Source organism: Halanaerobium congolense (assembly GCF_004366375.1).
GTDB classification, from domain to species: domain Bacteria; phylum Bacillota; class Halanaerobiia; order Halanaerobiales; family Halanaerobiaceae; genus Halanaerobium; species Halanaerobium congolense.
The window spans coordinates 1-22,304 of sequence record NZ_SOEF01000013.1 but is presented as its reverse complement, the minus strand read 5'-3'; the positions used below and the strand labels follow the sequence as shown (position 1 = coordinate 22,304).

Sequence of the window (22,304 nt, the reverse complement as noted above, 5' to 3'; positions counted from 1 at the left end):
GCTAAATCCTAAATAAGTTTTAAGTTTTTAAAAAAATTAAATTAATTTTTCATAAGCAAACCTTTTGCTGTCATCTTCAGTATAAATAATACCACAATATTTAAACCCTTCTTTTTCTATTGCCCTCTGCATTGCTTTGTTGTTTGGGTGAGTATCAATTCTGATACTTGTGATACCATCTGCTGCTGCCAGTTGATAAGTTTGAACAAATATTTTTGAAATAATACCCTGGCCCTTATAAGTTTCGGCAACTGCAGCACGATGAACAACTCCATAATTACCCTTACTAATCCATTTTCCACCTTCAATGTAGCTATAAGTAGGATCATCGCCAAAAATAATTGCAGCTGTGGCCACTATTTTATCTCTATCTTTAATTAAATAAGAATTATTATTTGTTATATCCTCTTTTAATGAATCAGGATTAGGATAATTATTCTGCCATTGGTCAATTCCTTCCTGTTTTAAATACTGCTGAGCAGCTTGAATAATTTCCATAATCTGAGGAATATCTTTCATTTCTGCCTGTCTAAACTCCATTTTTTCACCTCTAAATTATTTTAGTATATAATAATTATTATTTTTTATCCAGTGAATAATCTTTTCTTTACTGCCTGGCCTGGCAAAATAATAGCCTTGGGCAAAATCACAACCTAAATCATTTAAAAAATCTAACTGAATTTGATTTTCTACACCTTCAGCAACTACTTTTAAATCTAAAGCATGAGCCATATTTATAATTGAATAAATTATGTTTTCAGCAGACTCTTCAATAGAAATTGAGCGGATAAAATAACCATCAATTTTTATGAAATCAACCGGCAGCTCCTTTAAATATTTCAAAGAAGAATAACCTTTGCCGAAGTCATCTAAATAAATTTGAATTCCATGATCTTTTAAACGCTTCAGCTTTTTAATATTTTCTTTAATATCCAACATTAATTCCGTCTCAGTAATTTCTAACCTAAGCTGACAGGGGTCAACCCCCTCTTGCCTCAGCACTTTTATTAAATTATCTGTGAACTCAGGCTGCTGTAAATTTCTAGCTGAAATATTGATTGCTAAATTAATTTGACTGGCTTTAATTTTTTCTTTATAAATATTTAAGTCAGCTGCTGCTTCCTTTATCACCCAGTTAGTAAGTGATTCAATTAAACTGCTCTGCTCAACTATAGAAATAAATCTATCAGGGGTTAAAAATCCTTTTTCAGGATGGTGCCATCTAATTAAAGCTTCAAAAGCCTCAATTTCATTAGTTCTTAAATTTATTTTTGGCTGATAATAAAGCTCAAAGTTATCTTCAGTAATTGAATTCTTGACCTGGGCCAGTATTTCTATATTGCTATCTGAATACTCAAGATCTTTTTCTTGTTCCTCATAAATCCAATAATTGATCCTTTTTTCTGCCGCTTTTTCTAATGCTAAAAAAGATTGATTGATTAGCTCATCAGCAATTTGACTCTGCTCAGGTGAAGTTGAAATACCAAGAGTTATTTCATTAAATATTGAGACATGTTTAAAATCAATAGCCTGCTCTAGATAAATAACAAATTCTTTCAAAAAAAATTCAAAATTATCAACTTTATTTTTATCAATAGTTAAACCATATTTATTCTCATTAAGTTGATAGATACTATCTTTGATATTTTTAAAGTCTCTAATGTGTTCTACAAACTTATTTATATAATTAGAAAAATTTGTAAAACCAATCAGTTTATAAATATCTAAAAAATTATTGATGTTGATGATTATAAGATAGAAATCCCCATCATTTTCTATTTTAGCTTCTAAATCTGATTTCATTTTGATTAAATTTGCCAATCCCGTTTCCTGATAATAATAGGCTATTTTATTTATTTCCTCTATTTGGCTTTCTAAAAAAGAAAATAAAGCGCCTGAAAAAGAACCAATTATCATAAATAAAAGCATTCTAAAAAACCAGTTTTCAAAGCTCTGCATTACCATAGTTTCCGTGTTAAGCGGCATCAAAGGTCCCAAAAAAAGACCCCCTATCAAAGCAGCCAAAAGACCGCCTTTGATATTATAAAAATAGGCAGCTAAAATTATTGGAATATAAACTAAATAGGTATAGCTAAACCTAGTCCCCCCACTTTGATAAACAAAGAATGTAATAAAAGTTATTAATAGAAAAATAGCTGAAATCAAAAGTACAGTTCTATTTTTTAAATATTTAAGTTTTAAATATATTTCCTGTCTTTTAATCATTATGATTCTCCTCAGACAAAATCTGTTTATTTATAATTTTTAAATATTATAGTTAAAATCTTTCTCTATCATATATTTCTTTCTAAATTAATTAAAACCTGCATCAATTACCATAATTTCTTCTTCGATTAATTAAAATATAAGCTTTAGCTATCCAGTCATTACTTAAATATTTTCGACCTATCCAGAGCGCTCTACTAAATAGTGTGAAGCAAAAAAATTAAAGATTAAGCAGCTCTTCTAATTTTTCTTTTACACCGTCCTGACCACAGCTCTCCTGATGTTTGGACTCCATATTTTCTAGACCTGCCAGACCTCGGTGGATTTTAGCTGCAGTCATTTCTTCTAATTCTTCTATAATTCTGTACTCGTCTTTTTTAATTTCTTTATCTTTTAATGATTCTAAAACAGCCCGACTAAACTTATAAGGGTTAGCTGTAGAATCGACAACGGCTTTGCTTTCATCTCCACTTTCACTGCGATATTTAAAAAGAGAGTCAACTCCAACTGCTGTATGTGGATCAATTAAATAATTATAATTTTGATATGTTTTTTTAATGGCTTTTCTTGCTTCATCTTCACTGCTGAATTTACCGCTGAACATTTCTCTGATTTTTGTGAAAGTCTGCCCATCTATTTTAAACTTCTTATTTGTTTGCAGCTTTTGATACCACTCGTTAATTTTACCGCTGTCATGTCCGTTCATTTCAAAAAGAAAGCGCTCTAAATTTGATGAAATTAAAATATCCATTGAGGGGCTGATTGTTTTTTTGAAATCACGGTTAATATCATAAATTCCTGTTTCTAAAAAGTCGGTTAACACCTTATTATCATTTGAGGCACAGATGAACTTATTTACCGGAAGTCCCATTCGATAAGCATAATAGCCGGCAAGTATATTACCAAAGTTACCAGTCGGAACAGTAAAATTGATCTTTTCACCTGCTTCAATTTCTTTATCCTGCAGTAGTTTTAAATATGCTTTAAAATAATAAACAATCTGAGGCAGCAGCCTTCCCCAATTAATTGAATTAGCAGAAGAAAATTGATAATTATTTTCCTGCAGCCTCTGCTTTAGTTCTTTATCAGCAAAAATTTCCTTAACTGCATTTTGACAATCATCAAAGTTTCCCTTAAGCGAAACTACCTCGGTGTTTTTTCCACCAGTTGTCTTCATCTGGTCTTCCTGAACTCTACTTACTCCGGCTTCTGGATAAAAAACAATGATTTTTACTCCCTCTACATCTTTAAAACCCTCGAGAGCAGCCTTACCTGTGTCACCTGAAGTTGCTACAAGAATTACTATTTCATTTCCAATTTGAAGTTTTTTTGCCGATTCAGCAAGCAGATGTGGTAAAATCTGCAGAGCCATATCTTTAAAGGCTGCTGTTGGACCATGCCAGAGCTCTAATATATATGTATTTTGATCAAGCTTTACAAGTGGTGTTTTTTCTGCTTCCGGAAAACTTTGATCATTATAAGCTGCCTTTACAGCTGACTCTATTTCATCCTCACTAAAATCAGTTAGATATTTCTTAAATATCCAGGCTGCCAATTTTTGATAGCTCTCATTTTTTCGGACTGTAATTTCTTCTAAATTAAGTTTAGGTATTTCTGCTGGGACAAAAAGCCCTCCTTCAGGAACCATCCCTAAACTAATTGCTTCAGCTGAATTAACCTGCTTATAATTACCTCTAGTACTCATATACTCCATACTCTCTACCTCCACTAAATATTATATTTGTCATGTTTTTAATAACTATAACTCATTATATCGAAAGAATATAACTATGTCTATTAAATAGGCTATATCTTTAAAATTTATAGAAAACAAAAAGTCCTGAAGCTTTTGATATTGCTGCAGGACTTTTTAATAATATATTTTAGCTGTCTATTTCAACTCTATTCTGCCATCTTTTTACTCTGTATAGAACATCATCTTGTTTTTTAAATCGAGTTCAGTTTAATCTAAATTTTCAAGTTTTTAATTACTTCATCAGATTTTTTGGTTAACTCTGTCATTTCGGTCTTTGTTAGGCTGAAATCTGCTGCCTCAGCATTTTCTCTAGCTTGTTTTTCATTTTTGGCACCCACTAAAGCGGTTGTAATTCCTGGACGATTAATCGACCAGTTAATTGCTGTTTGAGCCGGTGATTGTCCATTTTCTGCAGCAATTTCTTTTAATAATGTAATTAAGCTCTGAGTCTGTTCCCAATTTTCTTCTTTAAAAAATGGATAAAAGCCAGCTCGATTGTCTTTTTCATCATCAAATTGAGGTCTTTCCTGATACTTACCGCTTAGAATCCCACCCCCAAGAGTTCCGTAGCTTAAGGTCCCTAAATTATTATCTAAAAGGTAGGGAATAATCTTATTTTCTATGTCTCTTTTAAGCAGTGAATATTGAGGCTGCAGTGAAATTATATCAGTCATCTCAGATATTTCCTGCATCAGCTCTACTCCAAAATTACAGACTGCCAGATATTTAAATTTACCTTCTTTTTTTAGCTTTAATAATTCTTCTACACTTTCTTCTAAAGGAGTATCTGGATCAGGCCAATGAATCTGATAAAGATCTATCTGCTCAATATCTAACCTTTTTAAAGAGTTTTCAATTTCTGTTCTAATTCGTTCCGGGCTTAAATCTCGAACATATTTAGGTCCATCCCGGTGGGTTCCACATTTTGTGGCGATAACAACCTTATCTCTAATTCCTTGAATTGCCTTACCTACAACTTTTTCTGCATGTCCATCACCATAGGCTGGAGCTGTATCGATCAAATTAATACCGGAATCAACAGCTGCTCTAACTGCCTTAATTGACTGCTGATCATCTACCTCACCAAAGGTATCATTACCATAAGCCCAGGTACCTAAACCAACTGCAGAAATTTTTAAATTTGAGTTTCCTAAATGTCTATACTTCATTATTAGCCTCCTGATTATAAAATAGATTTTAATTGATTATAATTAGTTAAAAATTCTCGTAAACTATCTAATATTTCTTCTAAATCCTGCTCCTTGTCACACTCGAGATTAAGCACTAAAACAGGATCGTGTAAAGACATTCTTAATAAAAACCAATCATTACCACCACAATTTACTCTTAACCCCTGATAATTTTTAGGTGCAATTTCCCAATTCTCACTTTCTTTAACAAAATCTTCTAAATCACTAAGGATTCCCTGACCATAATCTTTAAAATTATCCAGGTCAATTGTCATTCGGTATTCTTTTTTAATTTCAGCTTCTTTTAAATCAGCAATTAAATCCCCAATTTTTTGATTTGACTCTGCTTTTAAATTAGCCATTTTGATTAAAATTTTTGCTATTAAATAAGCACCATCATCAAGAAAATAGTTTTCCTTAAAAGCTGCATGACCGGAAGTTTCTATCGCCAGCGGTGCATTAACTCCTTCTGCTTCAAGTCTTTTAGCCTCATTAATCACATTTTTATATCCTCTTTTAAATCTGTGATGTATTCCACCTAACTTATCCTCAATAAATTCTTTTAAGCCAACAGAAGTAACGGAATCTGTGACAATAGTAGCTCCAGGATTATTTTCTAAAACTATTGTTGAAGCAAGGGCAATTAATTTGTTTCTATTAATTTCCTGACCTCTGCTGTCTACAACCGCAGCTCGATCAACATCTGTATCAAAAATGATACCTAAATCCGCATTATTTTTTAGAACTGCTTTTTGAATTGAATGCATTGCTTCTTTATCTTCCGGATTTGGAGCATGATTGGGAAAGTTTCCATCTGGCTCTAAAAATTGACTACCTGCTGTATCGGCTCCCAAAGCTTCTAGAATTTTTTTAGCAAAAAACCCTCCGGCTCCATTACCAGCATCAACAATTATTTTAGAACCTGCCAGAGGTTTTTTTTGGTCAAGTTCCGGCTTCAGATTTTGCCGGATAATAGTTTTTATATGCGCGGCATAGTCTGAAATTAAATCAATATTTTCAATTTTAAACTTCTTATCTTTTATTTTAGCTTCATCTAAAAATTCTTTTTCTGATGCTGCTGCTATTTTAAGAATTTCCTTTACATTTTCCTTTTCTAAACCACCTTTATTTGTAAAAAATTTGAATCCGTTTTTATCAAATGGTAAATGACTGGCTGTAATCATAATTGCTCCATCATATTGATATTCTTCTAAAACAGTTGACATAAACATCGCTGGAGTGGAAGCCAGACCTGCAGTTAAACACTCAGCATCAGCCATTTTAATTCCTCCGCCAAGAGCATTCTGTAATTTCTCAGCACTTAATCTTGAATCATGGCCGATCGCTATTTTAAGCTGATTACTTTTCTTATTCAGGGTATCAGTCAACCACTGCACAAAAGAAAAACCGATTCCAAAAGCAGCTGCTTCTGTTAAATTTGCTTTTTTCTGCTCATTTGAGATTGCCTTACCTCTCACATCTGTACCACTTAACAATCTTTCCCATTTTATTTCTGACATTAAAATCACTCCATTTTATTTTTTTCACTTTTTATTTCATACATTGCTTTATCTGCTTTATTTAATAATTTTTTTAAGGAATCTGCAGTATTATTTGCTATACTATAACCTATACTGCAGCTAATATTAATTTTATGACCGTCAATTTGATATGGTTCTGATATAATATCCTCAATTTTATCTATTATTATCTCAACATCTTCGGAGTTTTTAATGTTGGGTAATAAAATTGTAAACTCATCTCCGCCAATTCGTGATACTTTATCTTTAGGTCTGATTGAATTTTTTAAGCGACCCGCTACAATTTGAAGCAGTTTATCTCCAATTTCATGACCATAATTATCATTAATTTCCTTAAATCCATCCAAATCTAAATATAAAATTGCTGTTTTTTCTTTTGCTTTTCGAATGTTACTTTGATTAAAATATTCCTGAAAAGCCTGCCGATTTGGGAGACCGGTTAAACAATCATGATAAGCAATAGTTTCCGTATTTTTTATAAAATAATGCATTATCATTGAAAAAATAATAAAAGAAATAAGAACTATGATTATTTTAAAGATAATATTTTTACGTTCCTGACTTAATTCATTGAGTAAATTTTGATTATCGTAACGAACCCTTACTACAAATGAATTCCACCACTCGGAATCGGTTTCTTTTCCTTTAACTAAAAAAGGTAAATAAAAATCAGTAACTTGATAGTCATTTTCTTTAAAACTTGAATTTTGAATTTTATTTTCTAGGACTGTTTTTTTAATTACTGCCTTTACCTGTGCAGACACAGGCTCCAATTCATCTGGGTTGCTGCTTTTTAAGATTCCAACTCGGTTACTATCCTGGCCAAATTTATAAAAATTAATACTCCGCAGCTGCTCATATTTATGCACTAATTCTTCAGCCTTTGCAAAAATATTAAAATCTCCAAGTATCGGAAATCGTTTGCTGATATCAATGCTCAGTTCAAACAAATATCTGCCGTCAGAAGTTGCCTGATAACTATATTTATTAATTAAACCTGTATTCTGGGCAAGATCTAATTTATCAGCTGCAAATCTTCCACTTTTCAGCCTGGAATACAGCAATTTAGAAAACTCTCTGTATTGTGAAAAATCCATCCCCAAATCTGCCTTTAAAGTAGTACTGATAATTTTTAGCTGATCATTAATTATGTAGATCTCATAATCAGGCATTTGTGCTTTTAATTCAGTTAAGTTCCAGCTTATAGGATCCTGATTTTCGGCATATTCTGCTAATAATATCTGAGAATTTTCTTCCATCTCCTGATTTAAAACAATTTCGGAAATAGAATAAGCAGCAAAGGCGTTTTCTAAAGAATTAAAAACATTGTTTTTAATTAGTTCAATTTCTGTCTCAAAATTTTCTCTAACAATTTTTTCTGTTCTGCGATAGCTCTGATAATTAAGCCAGATCATCATAATAAACAGCAGGATAAAAAATATTAAATAATATTTTCGCAGATATTTCATCTTAAACTCCTCTCTTAAAAGAGGGCTAAAGGATCCCAATTATATTAATATAATTCGACGCTTAATTTGAATTACCTGCAATATTTTGCTAATTATAGATTATTTCTAAAAAGATTTTGTAATTTGATGTTCACTTAAGGGTTTGTTGAATAAAAATCCCTGTATAAAATCACAGCTGTGATCTTCCAAATAATGCAGCTGTTCAACTGTTTCCACACCTTCTGCTATAACCTTTACCTCCCACTGATGTGACATTTCAATTAAAGGTGCAACCATCATTTTTTCTCTGGCTGAGTTGTGAGATATTAAATCAATAAAAGATTTATCTATCTTCAATACATCTATTGGAATATGCTGCAGATAACTTAAAGAAGCATAACCCGTCCCAAAATCATCTAAGGCAATACTGATTCCTAAATCTTTGAGTTTATATAAAACATCTATTACATATTCTTGATCAGAAATAAAGTGAGATTCTGTTATTTCAAATTCAATTTTAAAGCCCTCTGGTTTTTCTTTTCCTATGATATCTTCTACCTGAGCTAAAAATTGAGGATCTGTGAGCTGAACTACTGAAATATTAATTGATAAAACCAATTCCTGCTCAAAATGATTTTTAAGACTATTGAATTTCTGAATTGAGCTTCTAATCACCCAATCTCCAATTTCTTTTATTAAACCACTTTTTTCAGCTTCGGGAATGAATCTAACAGGACTGATTGTACCGAATTCTGATGAATGCAGACGCAAAAGAACCTCAAAACCCCGCAGCTCTTTCCCATTTGTTTTATACTGAGGCTGAAACATAAGATAAAATTCTTCATTTTTAATAGCCTTTTTCAAGACATCTTCCAGCTGAACATCCATGACAACCTCTTTTTCCATATGTTCAGCAAAAAATTCTATTTCTTTATCTACATTTGTTTTAGCTTTATACATTGCAATATCAGCACTTCTAATTATCTCCTTACTGTTTTTACCATCCTGCGGAAAAGTTGAAATTCCAAAATTGCTGTTCAATAATACTTCTCTGCTTTTGTATTTATATGGTTTTTCCAGTTCTCTCTTGATGCTCCTGATATATCTATTTAATTGTTTCTCTTCTAACTGCTGATGAACAACTACTGCAAATTCATCTCCACCCAAACGTCCGATCAAATCGGAATCATGGACAATTTTCTTCAACCTTTGGGCAGCTTCCTTCAAAATATAGTCACCAATATCAAAACCCCAAGATTCATTAATTCTTTTAAAATTTTTGAAATCAATAAAAATTAAGGTATAATTGATTGATTTTTCATCAGATAAAGATGACAAATAATCAAGTTCTTTAATTAACATTTCTCTGTTGGCTGTTTTCGTTAAGCTGTCATAATATGCCAAATGCTGCAGTTTTTCTTTTTCTGTCTCTAACTCTTCTACTTTTGAATTAATTTCTTGCTGATAATTATGAATCAAAAAGATTACAATTAAAAATGTTGTATAAGCAATTATCCCCGGCATATAAATAAATGTATTTTCCATAATCATGATTGCAATCATTGAGGACTGAGAAAATACATTTAGTGCTAAAGCAGCAGCTATTCCGGTTTCTTTAAAATTTAAACTTAGATACAAAAGTGTTAAAATCTGAAGCTGTGATATTAATCCTTTGGTGGTATCAAGCGAAATATTTAATCCTGTTATATTTATCGAATTAATTAAAATTAATAATACTGCACCAATTATATAAAAACTGCTTAGAAAAACAAAAAACATATTGTTTTCTAAACTATTAAAGCTGATGCTGCTAACTTCATTTTTTAAGAAAGAAAAAAATCTTTTTTTCTTCATTATCCAACCTACCCTCGTTTTATACTATTTACTTACTAGTATAACTAATTTTAAGCTTTAATTCAATAAAGAAAAATTAAAAATCCCCTTTCGGAGAAAACAGATTATTTTGACTTAATCTGTTACCGTCAGGGGATTATATTATTAATTTAAATAGTTTAACTAATTTAGCCTATTTCTTTAAAAAGATTAACCATTTCGATCATAGAAACAGCTGCATCATAACCTTTGTTGCCGGATTTAGTTCCTGCTCTGGAAATAGCCTGCTCAATTGTATCAGTTGTTAAAACTCCAAAAATAACTGGTTTTTCGGTATCCAGACCTGCTTTAGCAACTCCTTTAGAAACTTCTGCAGAAACGTAATCAAAGTGTGGTGTTTCACCTCTAATTACTGCACCTAAGGCAATAACCCCATCATATTTTTCTTTTACAGCCATTTTTTTTGCAGTTAATGGTATTTCAAAAGCACCGGGTACCCAAACTACATCAATATCTGCTTCGTCCATTCCGTGTCTTTTTAAAGCATCTACTGCCCCTTCTAATAGTTTGCCTGAAATAAATTCATTAAAACGGCCTACTACAACTGCGGTTTTTATACCTTGTGCATTTAATTTTCCTTCAATAGTTCTCATTTTATCATTCTCCCTTTTTAAATTTTTTTATAATTATCTTAGTTCTTAATTATTATTTTTGTAAATTTATTTCTTTAATATTTATAAATTATTCGAAAATTTGTTGATTTAATGGTCAAAATCTAAAAGATGACCCATCTTATCTTTTTTTACTTTTAAGTAGGACTCATTCTCATGATTGGGATCAATTTCTAAAGGAACTCTTTCGGTAACTTTAAGTCCATAACCTTCTAAACCTATGATTTTAGTTGGATTATTTGTCAGGAGACGAATTGTAGATAAACCAAGTTCACTCAAAATCTGAGCTCCAATTCCATAGTCTCTTAAATCAGGATCAAAGCCTAAGGCAACATTAGCTTCCACAGTATCCATTCCTTGATCCTGGAGCTTATAGGCCTTAATTTTATTAACTAAGCCAATACCTCTTCCTTCCTGACGCATGTATAAAACAACTCCACTGCCTTCATCCTCTATCAGCTGCAGGGCTGCTGCCAGCTGTTCACCACAGTCACATCTTTTTGAACCAAAAATATCACCAGTAATACACTGTGAGTGGACTCGAACTAAAACATCTTCTTTATTTTCTATCTCACCTTTGATGATAGCGATATGCTCTTTATCATCAATTTTTGTAGTGAAGACTTTGATTTTGAAATCACCAAAATCAGTCGGAAGCTCAGCTTCTGCTGCTAAATTAATCAGCTTGTCTTTTTCTTTTCGGTAATTAATTAAATCTTCAATAGAAATTAATTTCAAATCGTGTTTTTGGGCAAATTCTTTTAAGAACGGAAGTCTCCCCATTTCTCCATCTTCTTTAATTATCTCACAGATAACACCGGCTGGCTTCAGACCCGCTAACCTTGCCAGATCAACAGCTGCTTCTGTGTGACCAGCTCTTCTTAAAACTCCACCCTTTTTAGCAACCAAAGGGAATATATGACCAGGACGCATAAAGTCCTCTGCTTTTGCAGCAGGAGCAATAAGTTTTTGAATTGTTAAAGCTCTTTCCTGAGCAGAAATTCCTGTTGTAACATCTGTATGATCAACTGAAACAGTAAAAGCTGTGCCATGAGTTTCTGTATTATTTTTTACCATCATTTTTAAATCTAATTTTTCACTTAGAACCTCTTCTATTGGAGTACAAACAAGACCTCTTGCTTCTTTAATCATAAAATTAATGGCCTCTTTATCTACTTTTTCAGCAGCCATCAAAAGGTCCCCCTCATTTTCTCTATCCTCATCGTCAACCACTACTACCATTTTCCCAGCTCTTATGTCTTCTACTGCAGCTTCTATTTTATCCATACCAAATCTCCTTTCGGATAATTATTTTTGAATTTGAGATTAAATAAATCCATTTTCGGCTAAAAAACTTTTAGAAATCTTGACTTCATTAGTTCTCTGTCCATTTAAATTATTCAACATCTTATAAACATATTTTCCTAACATATCAGTCTCTATATTAACTCTATCACCAGCACTTAAAAGTGATAAGTTTGTTTCAGACCAGCTTTCAGGAATCAATGATATTTTTAAAATTCCATTTTCAATTCCCATTACTGTCAGACTGACACCGTTTAAAGCAACTGAACCTTTTTGAACGATAAACTTTTCTGTTTCTTGGTCTACTTCCATTTTAATTATTTGAGCATTGTTTTCTCTTTGAATTGATTTAACCACAGCTGTAGAATCTACATGACCCGTTACAAAATGTCCGCCAATAAAATCATTTGCTTTTAAAGATTGTTCTAGATTGAGGACTGAATCAGTTTCTAAATCACCTAGGTTGGTATCTTTTAGCGTTTCAGGCATTACATCAGCTCTAAAATAATTGCTACCATAATCCACCACAGTTAAACAAACTCCATTGACTGCTATACTGTCACCGGTTTTAATATTTTCTAAAACTTTTTCTGATTTAATTTCCAATTGATATTTATTATTTCCTTTAAATTTTCTTAAAAAATTACCTTTTTCTTGAATTATCCCGCTAAACAATAAATCCACCTCCTAAAAATAGATGCCACATAAATCTATTTTAAAAAATTATTTTCTTTCAGCAATTAGTAAAATATTGTCTTCCAATAATTTTTGTTCTAGAATTTTTAATTCAACAGTATCTGACATCAGTTTTGGACCTTTACCGCAGAAAGATGCTATTCCATCACTACCACCATAAATTTTGGGAGCAATAAAGTAATAAAATTTGTCAACCAAATTTTCTTTTAGAAATGTATGGCTGAGTTTTGCGCCTCCTTCAACTAACAGACTACTTATTTTTCTTTTTTTTAAGGTTTTCAAAATTTCTCTGAGATCAAAATATTTATTTTCAGCTGCAAATGATATAATATCGACCTGTTTCAGTTTCAATAATCTTTCTTTTTTTGCTAAAATATCAGGCTCATCATTTTGAGCTGTAATAATTAAAGTCTTGGCTGTTGACTTTTGATTTATAATCCTGGCATTTATTGGTATTTCTAAGTCGGGATCTAAAATAATCCGCAGAGGATCTATTCCTTCTCTGGTATCTAATCTTGCTGTTAAAGAAGGATCATCAGCTAAAACAGTTCCAATACCAACCATAATTGCATCAATTCGATGTCTTAATTTATGGCCTTCTAATCTAGCAGCTGAATTAGTTATCCATTTTGAATCACCAGTTTTGCTGGCAATATAGCCATCTAAAGTTTGGGCTTTTTTTAAAAAAACAAAAGGATAATCGCTTTGAATATATTTCAAAAATATTTCATTTAATTTTTGAGCTTCATTTTTTAATAATCCAAGCTCAACTTTAATACCAGCTTCTCTGAGCATCTCAATTCCTCGTCCGGAAACCTCTGGATTCGGATCAACCATTGCCACTACTGCTTTTTTTATCCCCGTATCAATTAGTTTTTGAGCACAAGGAGGTGTTTTCCCATAATGACTGCAGGGTTCTAAAGTAACATAAATATCTGCTCCTACAGCTTTTTTCCCGGCCTCTTCAAGTGCAAATACCTCTGCATGTGGGCCACCACATTCCTGATGATAACCTTCTCCAACTATTTCACCGTTTTTAACTACTACTGCTCCAACCATTGGATTAGGTGAAGTTTTTCCTTCACCTAATTTTGCTAACTCCAAGGCTCTTTTCATGTGCTTGTAATCGATACTAGAAAATTTCTGCATCATCTACCCCCATACCCCCATTTTTATAGTTTAATTTTTAGCCTAAAATTCAACTGCTCCGACTCAATAATTTTATAATTCCTCGGAAATTAGAAAAAGTCCTTCCAGAACTGACCAAAACTGGAAGGACTTTAATAATCAAATATTATAATATAAGTTAATTATAACTATTTATTCAGCACTATAGATTTAAAATATTTAAAATCTATAATAAATTAAATGACAAATAAACAAATTAGATTAATTAACCCATAACCTAACTCCCTTCCAGACTTTACTGTCGGTTCTGCATTTCATCAGATCAATCCTAATGGATTTGTGGACTTTACCACCGGTAGGGAATTTCACCCATCCTCGTTAGTTATTAAATTTACTAGTTATATTTTAGCATCTAAATTAAAGTTTGTAAAGTAATTTCACATAATTGTTTGTTTTTCCTATTTGAACAGCTCTTTCTAATAATTTAGAATGTTTTGCTCTTTACTCTAAATTTAAAGAATCTATTGGACCCCAAAATTTAAGCTGATAAAAACCATCTTCATTTCTAGTTATTCTTTCACTTAACACAAGCTGCAGAAAAGAATTAAGCTGTTCAACTTTAGCAGTTTGCGGTTTATATCTTAATTCACCACTGCTGATATATGGGATTTCTTCACTATAATTATATTCAGCATCTAATTCAGCCAACAGTATTGAAGAATCTAATTCCGAATGACTGCTGCCATTAGGATGACTGTACTGCTGCTGATAAGAAAATTTGTTGATTAAAATTTCAAATTGATTATTTTCAGCTAAAATACCAAAACTATTTTCATTTAATTGTTGAGCCATGATTTCTGCCAGCACAAGTTTCAATTCATTTAAATTCAAATTAAATTCAAGCTGATTTACCTTAATTCGATTATTCTGATTTGTTAAATCAAAGCTTCCATTAAAATCAAATTGGTTAAATTCAAGGTCCTGATAAAAATCATTAGCTGAAAAATTCAAATCTGATGCTGTTAAATGAAAATCATAATTACCTTTTGCTTCTTCAACATAAATTTGCTGCTCTTGCTCATTATAATCAATTATTGAATCAAAATTATAAATTATTTTCAGTAATTCGCTGCTTAAATTAAATTCTTCCAGTTTTAAGTTTTGATTTGCCTGATCATAATCTACCCTTAATTTAAAATCACTAAATGTCGACAATCTATTCCAATCCTGTTCACTGAGACCATAACTTCTATAATAGGGAAAATTATACTTTAATTCAGCTGCAGTAAAATCTAAATTATGATTATCTTCTAAAAGAAGATGAAGATCATTTTCATTTTTGATAGCTAAAATATTTTCTTCTGTTAGATTACCCTGGTAATGAAGTTCTGCACCTTTTATATTAATTTGATAGTTTTTATTTAAATTAGAATAATTAATTTGAGCAATCTTTGTCTCTAAATTCTTATTAAACTCAAAATTCTGATTACGAATATAATTAATTATTTGCTGCCAGTTAAAACTAATTTCTGCCTGATTAACAATTAAATTAAATTGATCTCTTTTTGTTATACTAGCATCTCTGATATCTATTTTTTGAAGCAAAGGATTGCTTTCAACCTCCAAACTGCGGAGCTGATAGTCATTAGCCGCTGCTGTTTTTCTGATTTCAATTTCCACATCTTCTGCTATTTTTTGTCCATAATAATAATTAGCTGTAAAAATAACTGCAGCTGCAAATAACATTACTAAAATATAAATTGAAGCTTTTTTAATAAATTTGTTCATTACTTGGACCTCCCTATTCTTGAGCATTTTCTTCTGAAATATTTTTTTCCATAACAAATTCTCCAGCTGAACTGTATGTTTCTTTTTTTATATCAGAACTATGATTAGAGTAAAAGACAAAAAGAGTACCTTGGTATAAATCTTTTCTTTAAGTTAAGTTTTTCAAAAAAATGTTTTATTGACTGATCAGTAAAGTAAACTGAATTAAAGTAATATTTTACAATCGGAGGTTCTAAATCCTCAAATTCCTCCTGGCTATATTCTTCTGGATAAAAATCAAATGGCATATGACTGGTTACCGTTATATAAAAAGCAAAAAATGGCTCTGCTGCCTGCTCTAAATAATCAATAGACTGGTCGAAAAAATCGTAGTCGTCAATTCCGAGATAACTTTCTTCAGCAATTTTGGCATTTTCAATTTCAAAATCTTCTCTACTGTAAAATTTATCAAAACCTAGTTCCGGATAAGCTTTATTTCGATAAAAGAAATCACCGCTATTACCATGAAAAGCTAAGAATTGGTAGCCTCTTTTTTCAAAACTTTAACTATTGAATTAAACTTTGACATATCATTAGTTTTAAAAGCATAATTCTTATTTCTAGGATAAAGGGAGGTCAAAAAAGAAAATTCAGCATCAAAACTTTCATTAACATGTTGGGCATAAATATTATTAAAATAAAGAGAATTTTCCTTAAGCTTATTTAAAAAAGGAGCTACTTTTCTATTGTTATGGCGGTAATTAATTATTTTTTGATCAAAAGACTCTAGTTGAATAACTATAATATTTTTAATATATTCTAGTTGATGGTACTGGTTTAAATCTTCTTCTCCAACAATTTCTGAATCGGTTATTTGTTCAATATCCTCTTTTTCCTGGTTCTGCATGCTAAAATATAACGTCTATATCCTTTATTATTGGCCATTGATATTTTTACTGTCCTGAAATTTGAACTATAAAATAAGAAAAACAATAAAATTGCTATTTCAAAAATGAAAAGCAAATCTAAATAGCTAATTAGCTGTCTGAATAAAACTTTGAATGGTCTTATTCCCTGCCCCATAGTAATATCAGCAACACTTAAATAGTTAGAAAAATACCTATTATACCATAAATTTGCAAAGAAAAATGAAGTGACTAAGAGATAAAAGAAATATAATTTTTTTCTTAAAGCTTAAATCATTAAAATATCTCAATTTATACCTTTCCCATATATTTTCTCTTACTTTAATAGTATGTTGTTTTTAGAAAATATGCAATTAAATTAGAAAATATTTTTTAAATTTTTTGTGATAAGACGATAATTGATATAAATTGAGATAGATTAAATTTATTTTTTCTGATTATCCTTTCTTAAAATCATATCTTCCAAACTCCCACCAGCAGAAACCATAGGAAACACATTCTCTTCTTCTTCGATTATAAAGTTTAAAATATAGCTTTCTTTAGCCTTAATAGTTCTTTCAATTGCTGATTTAATATCTTTTCGTTCAGTAATAGTTTCTCCTTTAATTCCATAACCTTTTGCTACCTGAATAAAATCAGGAATCATTTCTGGACATTCTGAATTAGGGCCGGAACATTTAGGCGGGCAGTCACTTTGTCTTCTTAAACAGGTAGCGGAATAGCGCTTGTCATAAAATAGCTCCTGCCACTGCCTTACCATTCCAAGATACTGATTGTTAAATATAATAATTTTTACTGCTACATGGTTTTTAGCTGCAGTTGCTAATTCCTGAATATTCATTTGAAAACTACCATCACCAACAAGTGCAAAAACCTCTTTTTCTGGATTAGCAATTTTAGCTCCTATTGCAGCTGGAAAACCATAGCCCATGGTTCCCAAACCACCTGAACTGATGAAGGTTCTAGGTTTTTTATATTTATAATACTGAGCAGCCCACATCTGATGCTGACCTACACCAGCAGTAATTATTGCCTCTCCAGCTGTTAACTCATAAAGAGTTTCTATAATCTCTGATGGTAATAATTTTTGACTTTTTCCAGGATCTGATTTTTGATCAATTTGCTTCCAGTTATTGATTTTTTTGATCCAGGCAGGCCTTTTAACCTTTTTAATTTGCGGTATTAATTCTTTTAAAGCGGTCTTAACATCAGCTGTAATTGGGATTTTTGTTTCTATAATTTTTGCTATTTCTGCAGGATCAATATCAATATGAATCACATCTGCATTGACAGCAAAGTCTTCTATTTCCCCGGTAACTCGATCATCAAAACGAGCTCCTAAAGCAATAATTAAATCAGAATTTGTAATTGCTAAATTAGCTTCAGTTGTCCCATGCATTCCTAACATTCCTAAGGATAAATAATTATTTTCATCAAAAACCCCAATTCCATTTAAGGTGGTTGTTACAGGTATTTCAGCACTTGCTGCCAATTCTGCTATTTCTTTTTCTGCTTCCGAGATAATAGAGCCCCCTCCAGCATAGATAATCGGCTGATTGGAATCGTTTATTAGTTCTGCAGCTCTTTTCAACTGCAGTTTATTTGCTTTATAAGTTGGTTTATAGCCGGGAAGATCAACTTCTTTTGGATAATTAAATTCTGCTTCCTCTTTTAAAATATTCGAAGGTATATCAACCAGTACAGGTCCAGGACGTCCAGTAGAAGCGATATAGAAGGCCTCTTTAATTATTCTGGCTAAATCTTTAACATCATTAACAATATAGTTATTTTTGGTGATTGGCATAGTTACCCCTTTGATATCAGCTTCTTGAAAACCATCAGTACCGATCATATTATTTGGCACCTGACCTGTAAAAGCAACAAGGGGAACTGAATCCATATTTGCGGTTGCTAAGGCAGTAACCATATTTGCTGCACCGGGTCCTGAGGTCGCAATACAGACTCCTGTCTTTCCACTCGAACGAGCATATCCATCAGCCGCATGAACTCCTCCCTGCTCGTGATGTGGCATAATATGTCTAATTTTTGAATCATATAATTTGTCATAAATATCTATTACCTTTGCCCCAATATAGCCAAATATAGTATCTACACCTTCTGACTCTAATGACCTCACAAAAATTTCTGCTCCACTCATCATCTTTTTATCATTACTACTCATGCTGCTCACTCCTTCTTAAAATAATGAATTTTAATTAACATTCTCAAAATCAAAAAACTCTCATCCCTACTAATAGTTGAACTATTAATAGGGACGAGAGTTATCTCACGTGGTACCACCCGAATTTGCTGTTAGACAGCCTCTTCAGTACTCCTGATATTAATCATTTATACTTCTGCATGTGATAACGGATGCATTTAAACAAAGATTCCGACAGTACTTACTTTATTCGGTACTGCAGTTCAAGGGCTACAAAAATAATTTTTTTAATATCGGGTCTCAGCATTCCGACTCTCTGTAATCATTAAATATTATTTTCCTCCCTCTCATAACTTTTAATTATATAATTGTAATTTGTTTTATTATATATTGTTTTTAGAAAATTGTCAAGAATCAGAATGGTCATTTGAGTCAATTTCAAATACTGGTTCTTTTATTTCAACAACTACTTTATGGCTGTGATAATAAAAATCATTATTTAATTTCTTATATCTCTTCTCATTTCCTTCGAGTCTAGACACTCTTATATTAAGCTGTTCTAACATTGCTCCATGATTATCAGTTCGAGCAAGTAAAGTCCTAAGCATCTGAGTATTTTCTTCTAGTTGAGGCTTCATTTCTGCTACATCATTTTTTAGTGAAGATACATCACCTTTTAGTGAAGATACATCATTTTTTAGTGAAGATACATCACCTTTTAGTGAAGATACATCACCTTTGACTCCAGATATTTCTTCTCTGATTATCTGTCTAATACTATCTAAAAGTTCCTGATTCACAATTAACACCACCTATCTCTTAATGGTTTCCATGAGCGGCATTTATCTCTATATTTAATAATTTCAGTCACTGGCACTTATTTAAATTCTATATGACTAAATTATACCATAATAGGTGATTATAATCAAAGAAAATGTTAGTTTAAAATTAATATACTTCCTCCCTATTGTGTTATTCTAAATTATAGAAACTAATCAAACTTAATAATTTGTACTTCATTTTGTCTTTTGATATAATTTACCTGGGATGGAAGTACATTGCGGCTTTATCTATCAGAGTAACGCTTTAAATGAAACTGCAATTCACCTACCTATTACTATCATCAGATCAGAGACGTCAAATAGGACGCTGCGAATCAACGCTAATCCAATAAGGCACGCCTGATGATAATTTAAATTCTAATTAAGATGAAATTGATGCTGAAGCCATTGCCAATGTATTGTTGGCAGATTTCAATGAGCTTCCTGATGCTATATCTATGATGCTAATTTTAAAGCAATCAGACAGCTAAATAACCAGCGTAAGACTCTAGTTAAAGAACAGACAAAACTTAAAAACAGATTCCATAATCTAATTCACCAGCAGTATCTTGAATACTAAAATTTTTTTAGTGATCCCATCGGTAAAACTGTTATAGCTTTTTATGAGAAATTTCCTCATCCCTCAGAGCTTGACTATTATGGAGAAATCAGGCTCCAGGATTTTCTAAATGATCTCAAGTTAAATCTATAGGCAATGATAAAGTTGAAACTATACTTTTTCTGGTAGATAAGAACAGGAAAAAACTGCTGATACCAAAGCCCCAGAAATATTATTATCAAAAGTACTATTGTATTGAACATTTGAAACTGCTTGAAAATCTCTTGAGAAAATCAATAGTCAGCTTAAAAAAGCAGTTGAAAAAAGCCAGTATCAGCTGACATCCATGCCGGGCACCTGTAGAACATAGCTCTGGCACCTCTAAAAACTTAAGCTACAAAAAGCACGGCTGTCGTGATTTAAACCATGCTTTTTACTTACTTGCATTCCAACAAATTGGCGGCACCATAAATGGTAAAATCAAGAGTACAAATTATCAGAAAACATTGATTATGAAGTGCTTGATAAAGCAAGCTAAATTAATTTCCATAAATTGGTTTGGTAAACGGTACGTGCAAATATTTATCTACTTCCCTAGCTGCTTTTCGACCCTCATCAATTGCATTAACTACCAGACTCTGGCCTTTACGCATATCACCAGCAGCAAAAACTCCTTTAACATTTGTTCTAAAATCACCATAATCAGCATTAACATTAGACCGCCGATCCTGTTCTATACCTGCTTTTTCAATCAGAGTCTTTTCTGGCCCTAAAAAACCCATTGCTATTAAAATTAGATCAGCAGACCAGATTTTTTCTGTTCCTGGTTTTTCTATTGGCACAAAACGATTTTCATCATTTCTTTCCCAGTTAATTTTAACAGTTTTAACTCCACTGACAACCTTTTCTCCGTCAATTTTTTCTGTCATAATTTTTTCTGTCATAATTAGAAACTCTCGCGGATCAGAACCAAAAACTTCAATCGCTTCTTCCTGGCCATAATCGACCTTAAGAGTTTTGGGCCATTCAGGCCAGGGGTTATCTGCCTGACGCTCAGATGGTGATTTAGGCATTATTTCAAACTGATTTACACTTTTTGCACCCTGTCTAATAGCAGTTGCGGCACAGTCAGTTCCCGTATCTCCACCACCAATTACAATCACATCTTTATCCTCAGCAGAAATATAATCTTCATTCTGGTCACCCAAAATATGCTTTGTATTTGCTTTTAGATAGTCTACAGCAAAATATACTCCAGCTGCCTCTCTTCCTGGGACTTCAAGATCTCGAGGCTTAGTTGCTCCACCTGTCAGTACTACAGCATCAAAATTATTTTCAAGCGCTTCCAGACTAAGATCTTTACCAATTTCAATCTCTGTGATAAATTCTACTCCTTCAGCCTCCATAATATCAAGCCGACGTTTGAGAACCAGTTCTTTATCAAGCTTCATATTAGGAATACCGTAAACTAAAAGGCCACCTATTCTATCCTGACGCTCATAAACTGTTACCTTGTGTCCCAATTTGTTTAGCTGATCAGCAGCAGCCAGACCAGCAGGTCCAGAACCAACTACTGCTGCTGATTTTCCTGTTCTTTTTTCTGGTGGCTCAGGCTTGATCCAGCCTTCGGCAAAAGCCTTTTCAATAATCTGATACTCATTTGCCTTAATGGTTACTGCCGGGTCATTCAGCTCCACTGTACATGAACCTTCGCAAGGAGCCGGACAGACTCTACCCGTAAATTCGGGAAAATTATTGGTTTTTAAAAGTCTTTTAACTGCTTCTTCCCATTTATCTTTATAGATTAGATCATTCCACTCCGGAATCAAATTATTTACAGGACAGCCAGAAACCATACCTCCAATTTCCAGGCCGCTGTGACAGAAGGGAATTCCACATTCCATACAGCGGGCTCCCTGAATTTTAGCAGCTTCTTCGCTAAATTTATTTTTAAATTCTTTCCAGTCTTTTATTCGCTCTTTCGGCGGGCGCTCTTTCGGAGTTTCCCGCTTATATTCCATAAATCCAGTTGCTTTACCCATTTTATCTCCTCCTCTGTCCTAATTCGTTACGTCAAATCTAATAGTTTTTTTAAAAATATTAATAGTTATCATAATTGTCAGGTTAGGAATTTGCATAAAATGCAGGAATCCCTCCCCCTGAGCTCGTAAATAGTAATTGAGAGAACCACAACTTACTACACCCAGAAAGGAAGGGATCCTAAGTTATGTTTTCTCGAAATTTACCTAATTTCCTGCTTAAACCTCTTATGAATT

Annotated in this window: 15 protein-coding genes, 1 pseudogene, 1 riboswitch and 1 other annotated feature; all 16 genes and pseudogenes read right to left on the bottom strand. The window is 32.3% G+C overall.

All coding sequences use genetic code 11. The features are described 5' to 3' along the window. Positions 1 to 36 precede the first annotated feature (36 nt). The 16 genes and pseudogenes from C7954_RS05975 to C7954_RS05895 all read right to left on the bottom strand — a co-directional run bounded on the left by C7954_RS05975 (position 37) and on the right by C7954_RS05895 (position 22,070). Positions 37 to 540: a GNAT family N-acetyltransferase gene (locus C7954_RS05975; RefSeq protein WP_089655891.1), complete on the bottom strand. Its 504-nt coding sequence runs from the start codon at positions 538 to 540 to the stop codon at positions 37 to 39. Between the two features lie 15 nt (positions 541 to 555). Further along, entirely contained in the window at positions 556 to 2,226 is a 1,671-nt protein-coding gene (locus tag C7954_RS05970; protein WP_089723097.1) for a bifunctional diguanylate cyclase/phosphodiesterase, read from the bottom strand. Positions 2,227 to 2,446: 220 nt separating this feature from the next. Next, a complete protein-coding gene (thrC, locus tag C7954_RS05965; protein WP_073158877.1) occupies positions 2,447 to 3,940 on the bottom strand; it encodes a threonine synthase in 1,494 nt (497 codons plus the stop codon). 254 nt (positions 3,941 to 4,194) lie between these two features. Then, positions 4,195 to 5,151: an aldo/keto reductase gene (locus C7954_RS05960; RefSeq protein ID WP_110300815.1), complete on the bottom strand. Its 957-nt coding sequence runs from the start codon at positions 5,149 to 5,151 to the stop codon at positions 4,195 to 4,197. Between the two features lie 14 nt (positions 5,152 to 5,165). Then, the gene (locus C7954_RS05955) at positions 5,166 to 6,692 is read right to left on the bottom strand and encodes a phosphohexomutase domain-containing protein (RefSeq protein ID WP_089655894.1); all 1,527 of its coding nucleotides are present in this window, start codon (positions 6,690 to 6,692) and stop codon (positions 5,166 to 5,168) included. Positions 6,693 to 6,697: 5 nt separating this feature from the next. After that, positions 6,698 to 8,182: a GGDEF domain-containing protein gene (locus tag C7954_RS05950; RefSeq protein ID WP_133505429.1), complete on the bottom strand. Its 1,485-nt coding sequence runs from the start codon at positions 8,180 to 8,182 to the stop codon at positions 6,698 to 6,700. Between the two features lie 105 nt (positions 8,183 to 8,287). Continuing rightward, a complete protein-coding gene (locus C7954_RS05945) occupies positions 8,288 to 10,015 on the bottom strand; it encodes a putative bifunctional diguanylate cyclase/phosphodiesterase (protein ID WP_089655726.1) in 1,728 nt (575 codons plus the stop codon). A 167-nt stretch (positions 10,016 to 10,182) separates the two neighbouring features. Next, positions 10,183 to 10,647 (bottom strand): 6,7-dimethyl-8-ribityllumazine synthase, encoded by a 465-nt coding sequence (gene ribH, locus C7954_RS05940; RefSeq protein WP_089655727.1) that lies wholly within the window; start codon positions 10,645 to 10,647, stop codon positions 10,183 to 10,185. Positions 10,648 to 10,755: 108 nt separating this feature from the next. Next, positions 10,756 to 11,952, bottom strand: a complete 1,197-nt coding sequence (locus tag C7954_RS05935; RefSeq protein WP_089655728.1) for a bifunctional 3,4-dihydroxy-2-butanone-4-phosphate synthase/GTP cyclohydrolase II — start codon at positions 11,950 to 11,952, stop codon at positions 10,756 to 10,758. 39 nt (positions 11,953 to 11,991) lie between these two features. Further along, the gene (gene ribE, locus C7954_RS05930; RefSeq protein ID WP_243734131.1) at positions 11,992 to 12,654 is read right to left on the bottom strand and encodes a riboflavin synthase; all 663 of its coding nucleotides are present in this window, start codon (positions 12,652 to 12,654) and stop codon (positions 11,992 to 11,994) included. Positions 12,655 to 12,693: 39 nt separating this feature from the next. Beyond that, entirely contained in the window at positions 12,694 to 13,815 is a 1,122-nt protein-coding gene (gene ribD / locus C7954_RS05925; protein ID WP_089655730.1) for a bifunctional diaminohydroxyphosphoribosylaminopyrimidine deaminase/5-amino-6-(5-phosphoribosylamino)uracil reductase RibD, read from the bottom strand. A 251-nt stretch (positions 13,816 to 14,066) separates the two neighbouring features. Beyond that, a riboswitch (FMN riboswitch) is annotated at positions 14,067 to 14,181 on the bottom strand. 114 nt (positions 14,182 to 14,295) lie between these two features. Further along, positions 14,296 to 15,582 carry a hypothetical protein gene (locus C7954_RS05920; RefSeq protein WP_133618077.1) on the bottom strand — a complete coding sequence of 429 codons (1,287 nt, stop codon included), beginning with the start codon at positions 15,580 to 15,582 and terminating at the stop codon, positions 14,296 to 14,298. Positions 15,583 to 15,686: 104 nt separating this feature from the next. Beyond that, a pseudogene (locus C7954_RS13850) lies at positions 15,687 to 16,468 on the bottom strand (LTA synthase family protein). Positions 16,469 to 16,911: 443 nt separating this feature from the next. Continuing rightward, positions 16,912 to 18,669: a biosynthetic-type acetolactate synthase large subunit gene (ilvB, locus tag C7954_RS05905; RefSeq protein ID WP_073158852.1), complete on the bottom strand. Its 1,758-nt coding sequence runs from the start codon at positions 18,667 to 18,669 to the stop codon at positions 16,912 to 16,914. Positions 18,670 to 18,755: 86 nt separating this feature from the next. Next, positions 18,756 to 19,008 (bottom strand) — a binding site (T-box leader). A 47-nt stretch (positions 19,009 to 19,055) separates the two neighbouring features. Next, positions 19,056 to 19,448, bottom strand: a complete 393-nt coding sequence (locus C7954_RS05900; protein WP_073158850.1) for a hypothetical protein — start codon at positions 19,446 to 19,448, stop codon at positions 19,056 to 19,058. Between the two features lie 1,119 nt (positions 19,449 to 20,567). Continuing rightward, positions 20,568 to 22,070 (bottom strand): glutamate synthase subunit beta, encoded by a 1,503-nt coding sequence (locus C7954_RS05895; protein WP_089655734.1) that lies wholly within the window; start codon positions 22,068 to 22,070, stop codon positions 20,568 to 20,570. Positions 22,071 to 22,304: the final 234 nt, after the last annotated feature.

Bases quoted from the DNA above. Each gene is read 5' to 3' on its own strand.
- C7954_RS05950 (WP_133505429.1), bottom strand. From the start codon at position 8,182: ATGAAATATCTGCGAAAATATTATTTAATATTTTTTATCCTGCTGTTT.
- C7954_RS05960 (WP_110300815.1), bottom strand. From the start codon at position 5,151: ATGAAGTATAGACATTTAGGAAACTCAAATTTAAAAATTTCTGCAGTT.
- C7954_RS05895 (WP_089655734.1), bottom strand. From the start codon at position 22,070: ATGGGTAAAGCAACTGGATTTATGGAATATAAGCGGGAAACTCCGAAA.
- ribH (WP_089655727.1), bottom strand. From the start codon at position 10,647: ATGAGAACTATTGAAGGAAAATTAAATGCACAAGGTATAAAAACCGCA.
- ribD (WP_089655730.1), bottom strand. From the start codon at position 13,815: ATGCAGAAATTTTCTAGTATCGATTACAAGCACATGAAAAGAGCCTTG.
- C7954_RS05935 (WP_089655728.1), bottom strand. From the start codon at position 11,952: ATGGATAAAATAGAAGCTGCAGTAGAAGACATAAGAGCTGGGAAAATG.
- C7954_RS05955 (WP_089655894.1), bottom strand. From the start codon at position 6,692: ATGTCAGAAATAAAATGGGAAAGATTGTTAAGTGGTACAGATGTGAGA.
- thrC (WP_073158877.1), bottom strand. From the start codon at position 3,940: ATGGAGTATATGAGTACTAGAGGTAATTATAAGCAGGTTAATTCAGCT.
- C7954_RS05945 (WP_089655726.1), bottom strand. From the start codon at position 10,015: ATGAAGAAAAAAAGATTTTTTTCTTTCTTAAAAAATGAAGTTAGCAGC.
- C7954_RS05975 (WP_089655891.1), bottom strand. From the start codon at position 540: ATGGAGTTTAGACAGGCAGAAATGAAAGATATTCCTCAGATTATGGAA.
- C7954_RS05970 (WP_089723097.1), bottom strand. From the start codon at position 2,226: ATGATTAAAAGACAGGAAATATATTTAAAACTTAAATATTTAAAAAAT.
- C7954_RS05920 (WP_133618077.1), bottom strand. From the start codon at position 15,582: ATGAACAAATTTATTAAAAAAGCTTCAATTTATATTTTAGTAATGTTA.
- ilvB (WP_073158852.1), bottom strand. From the start codon at position 18,669: ATGAGTAGTAATGATAAAAAGATGATGAGTGGAGCAGAAATTTTTGTG.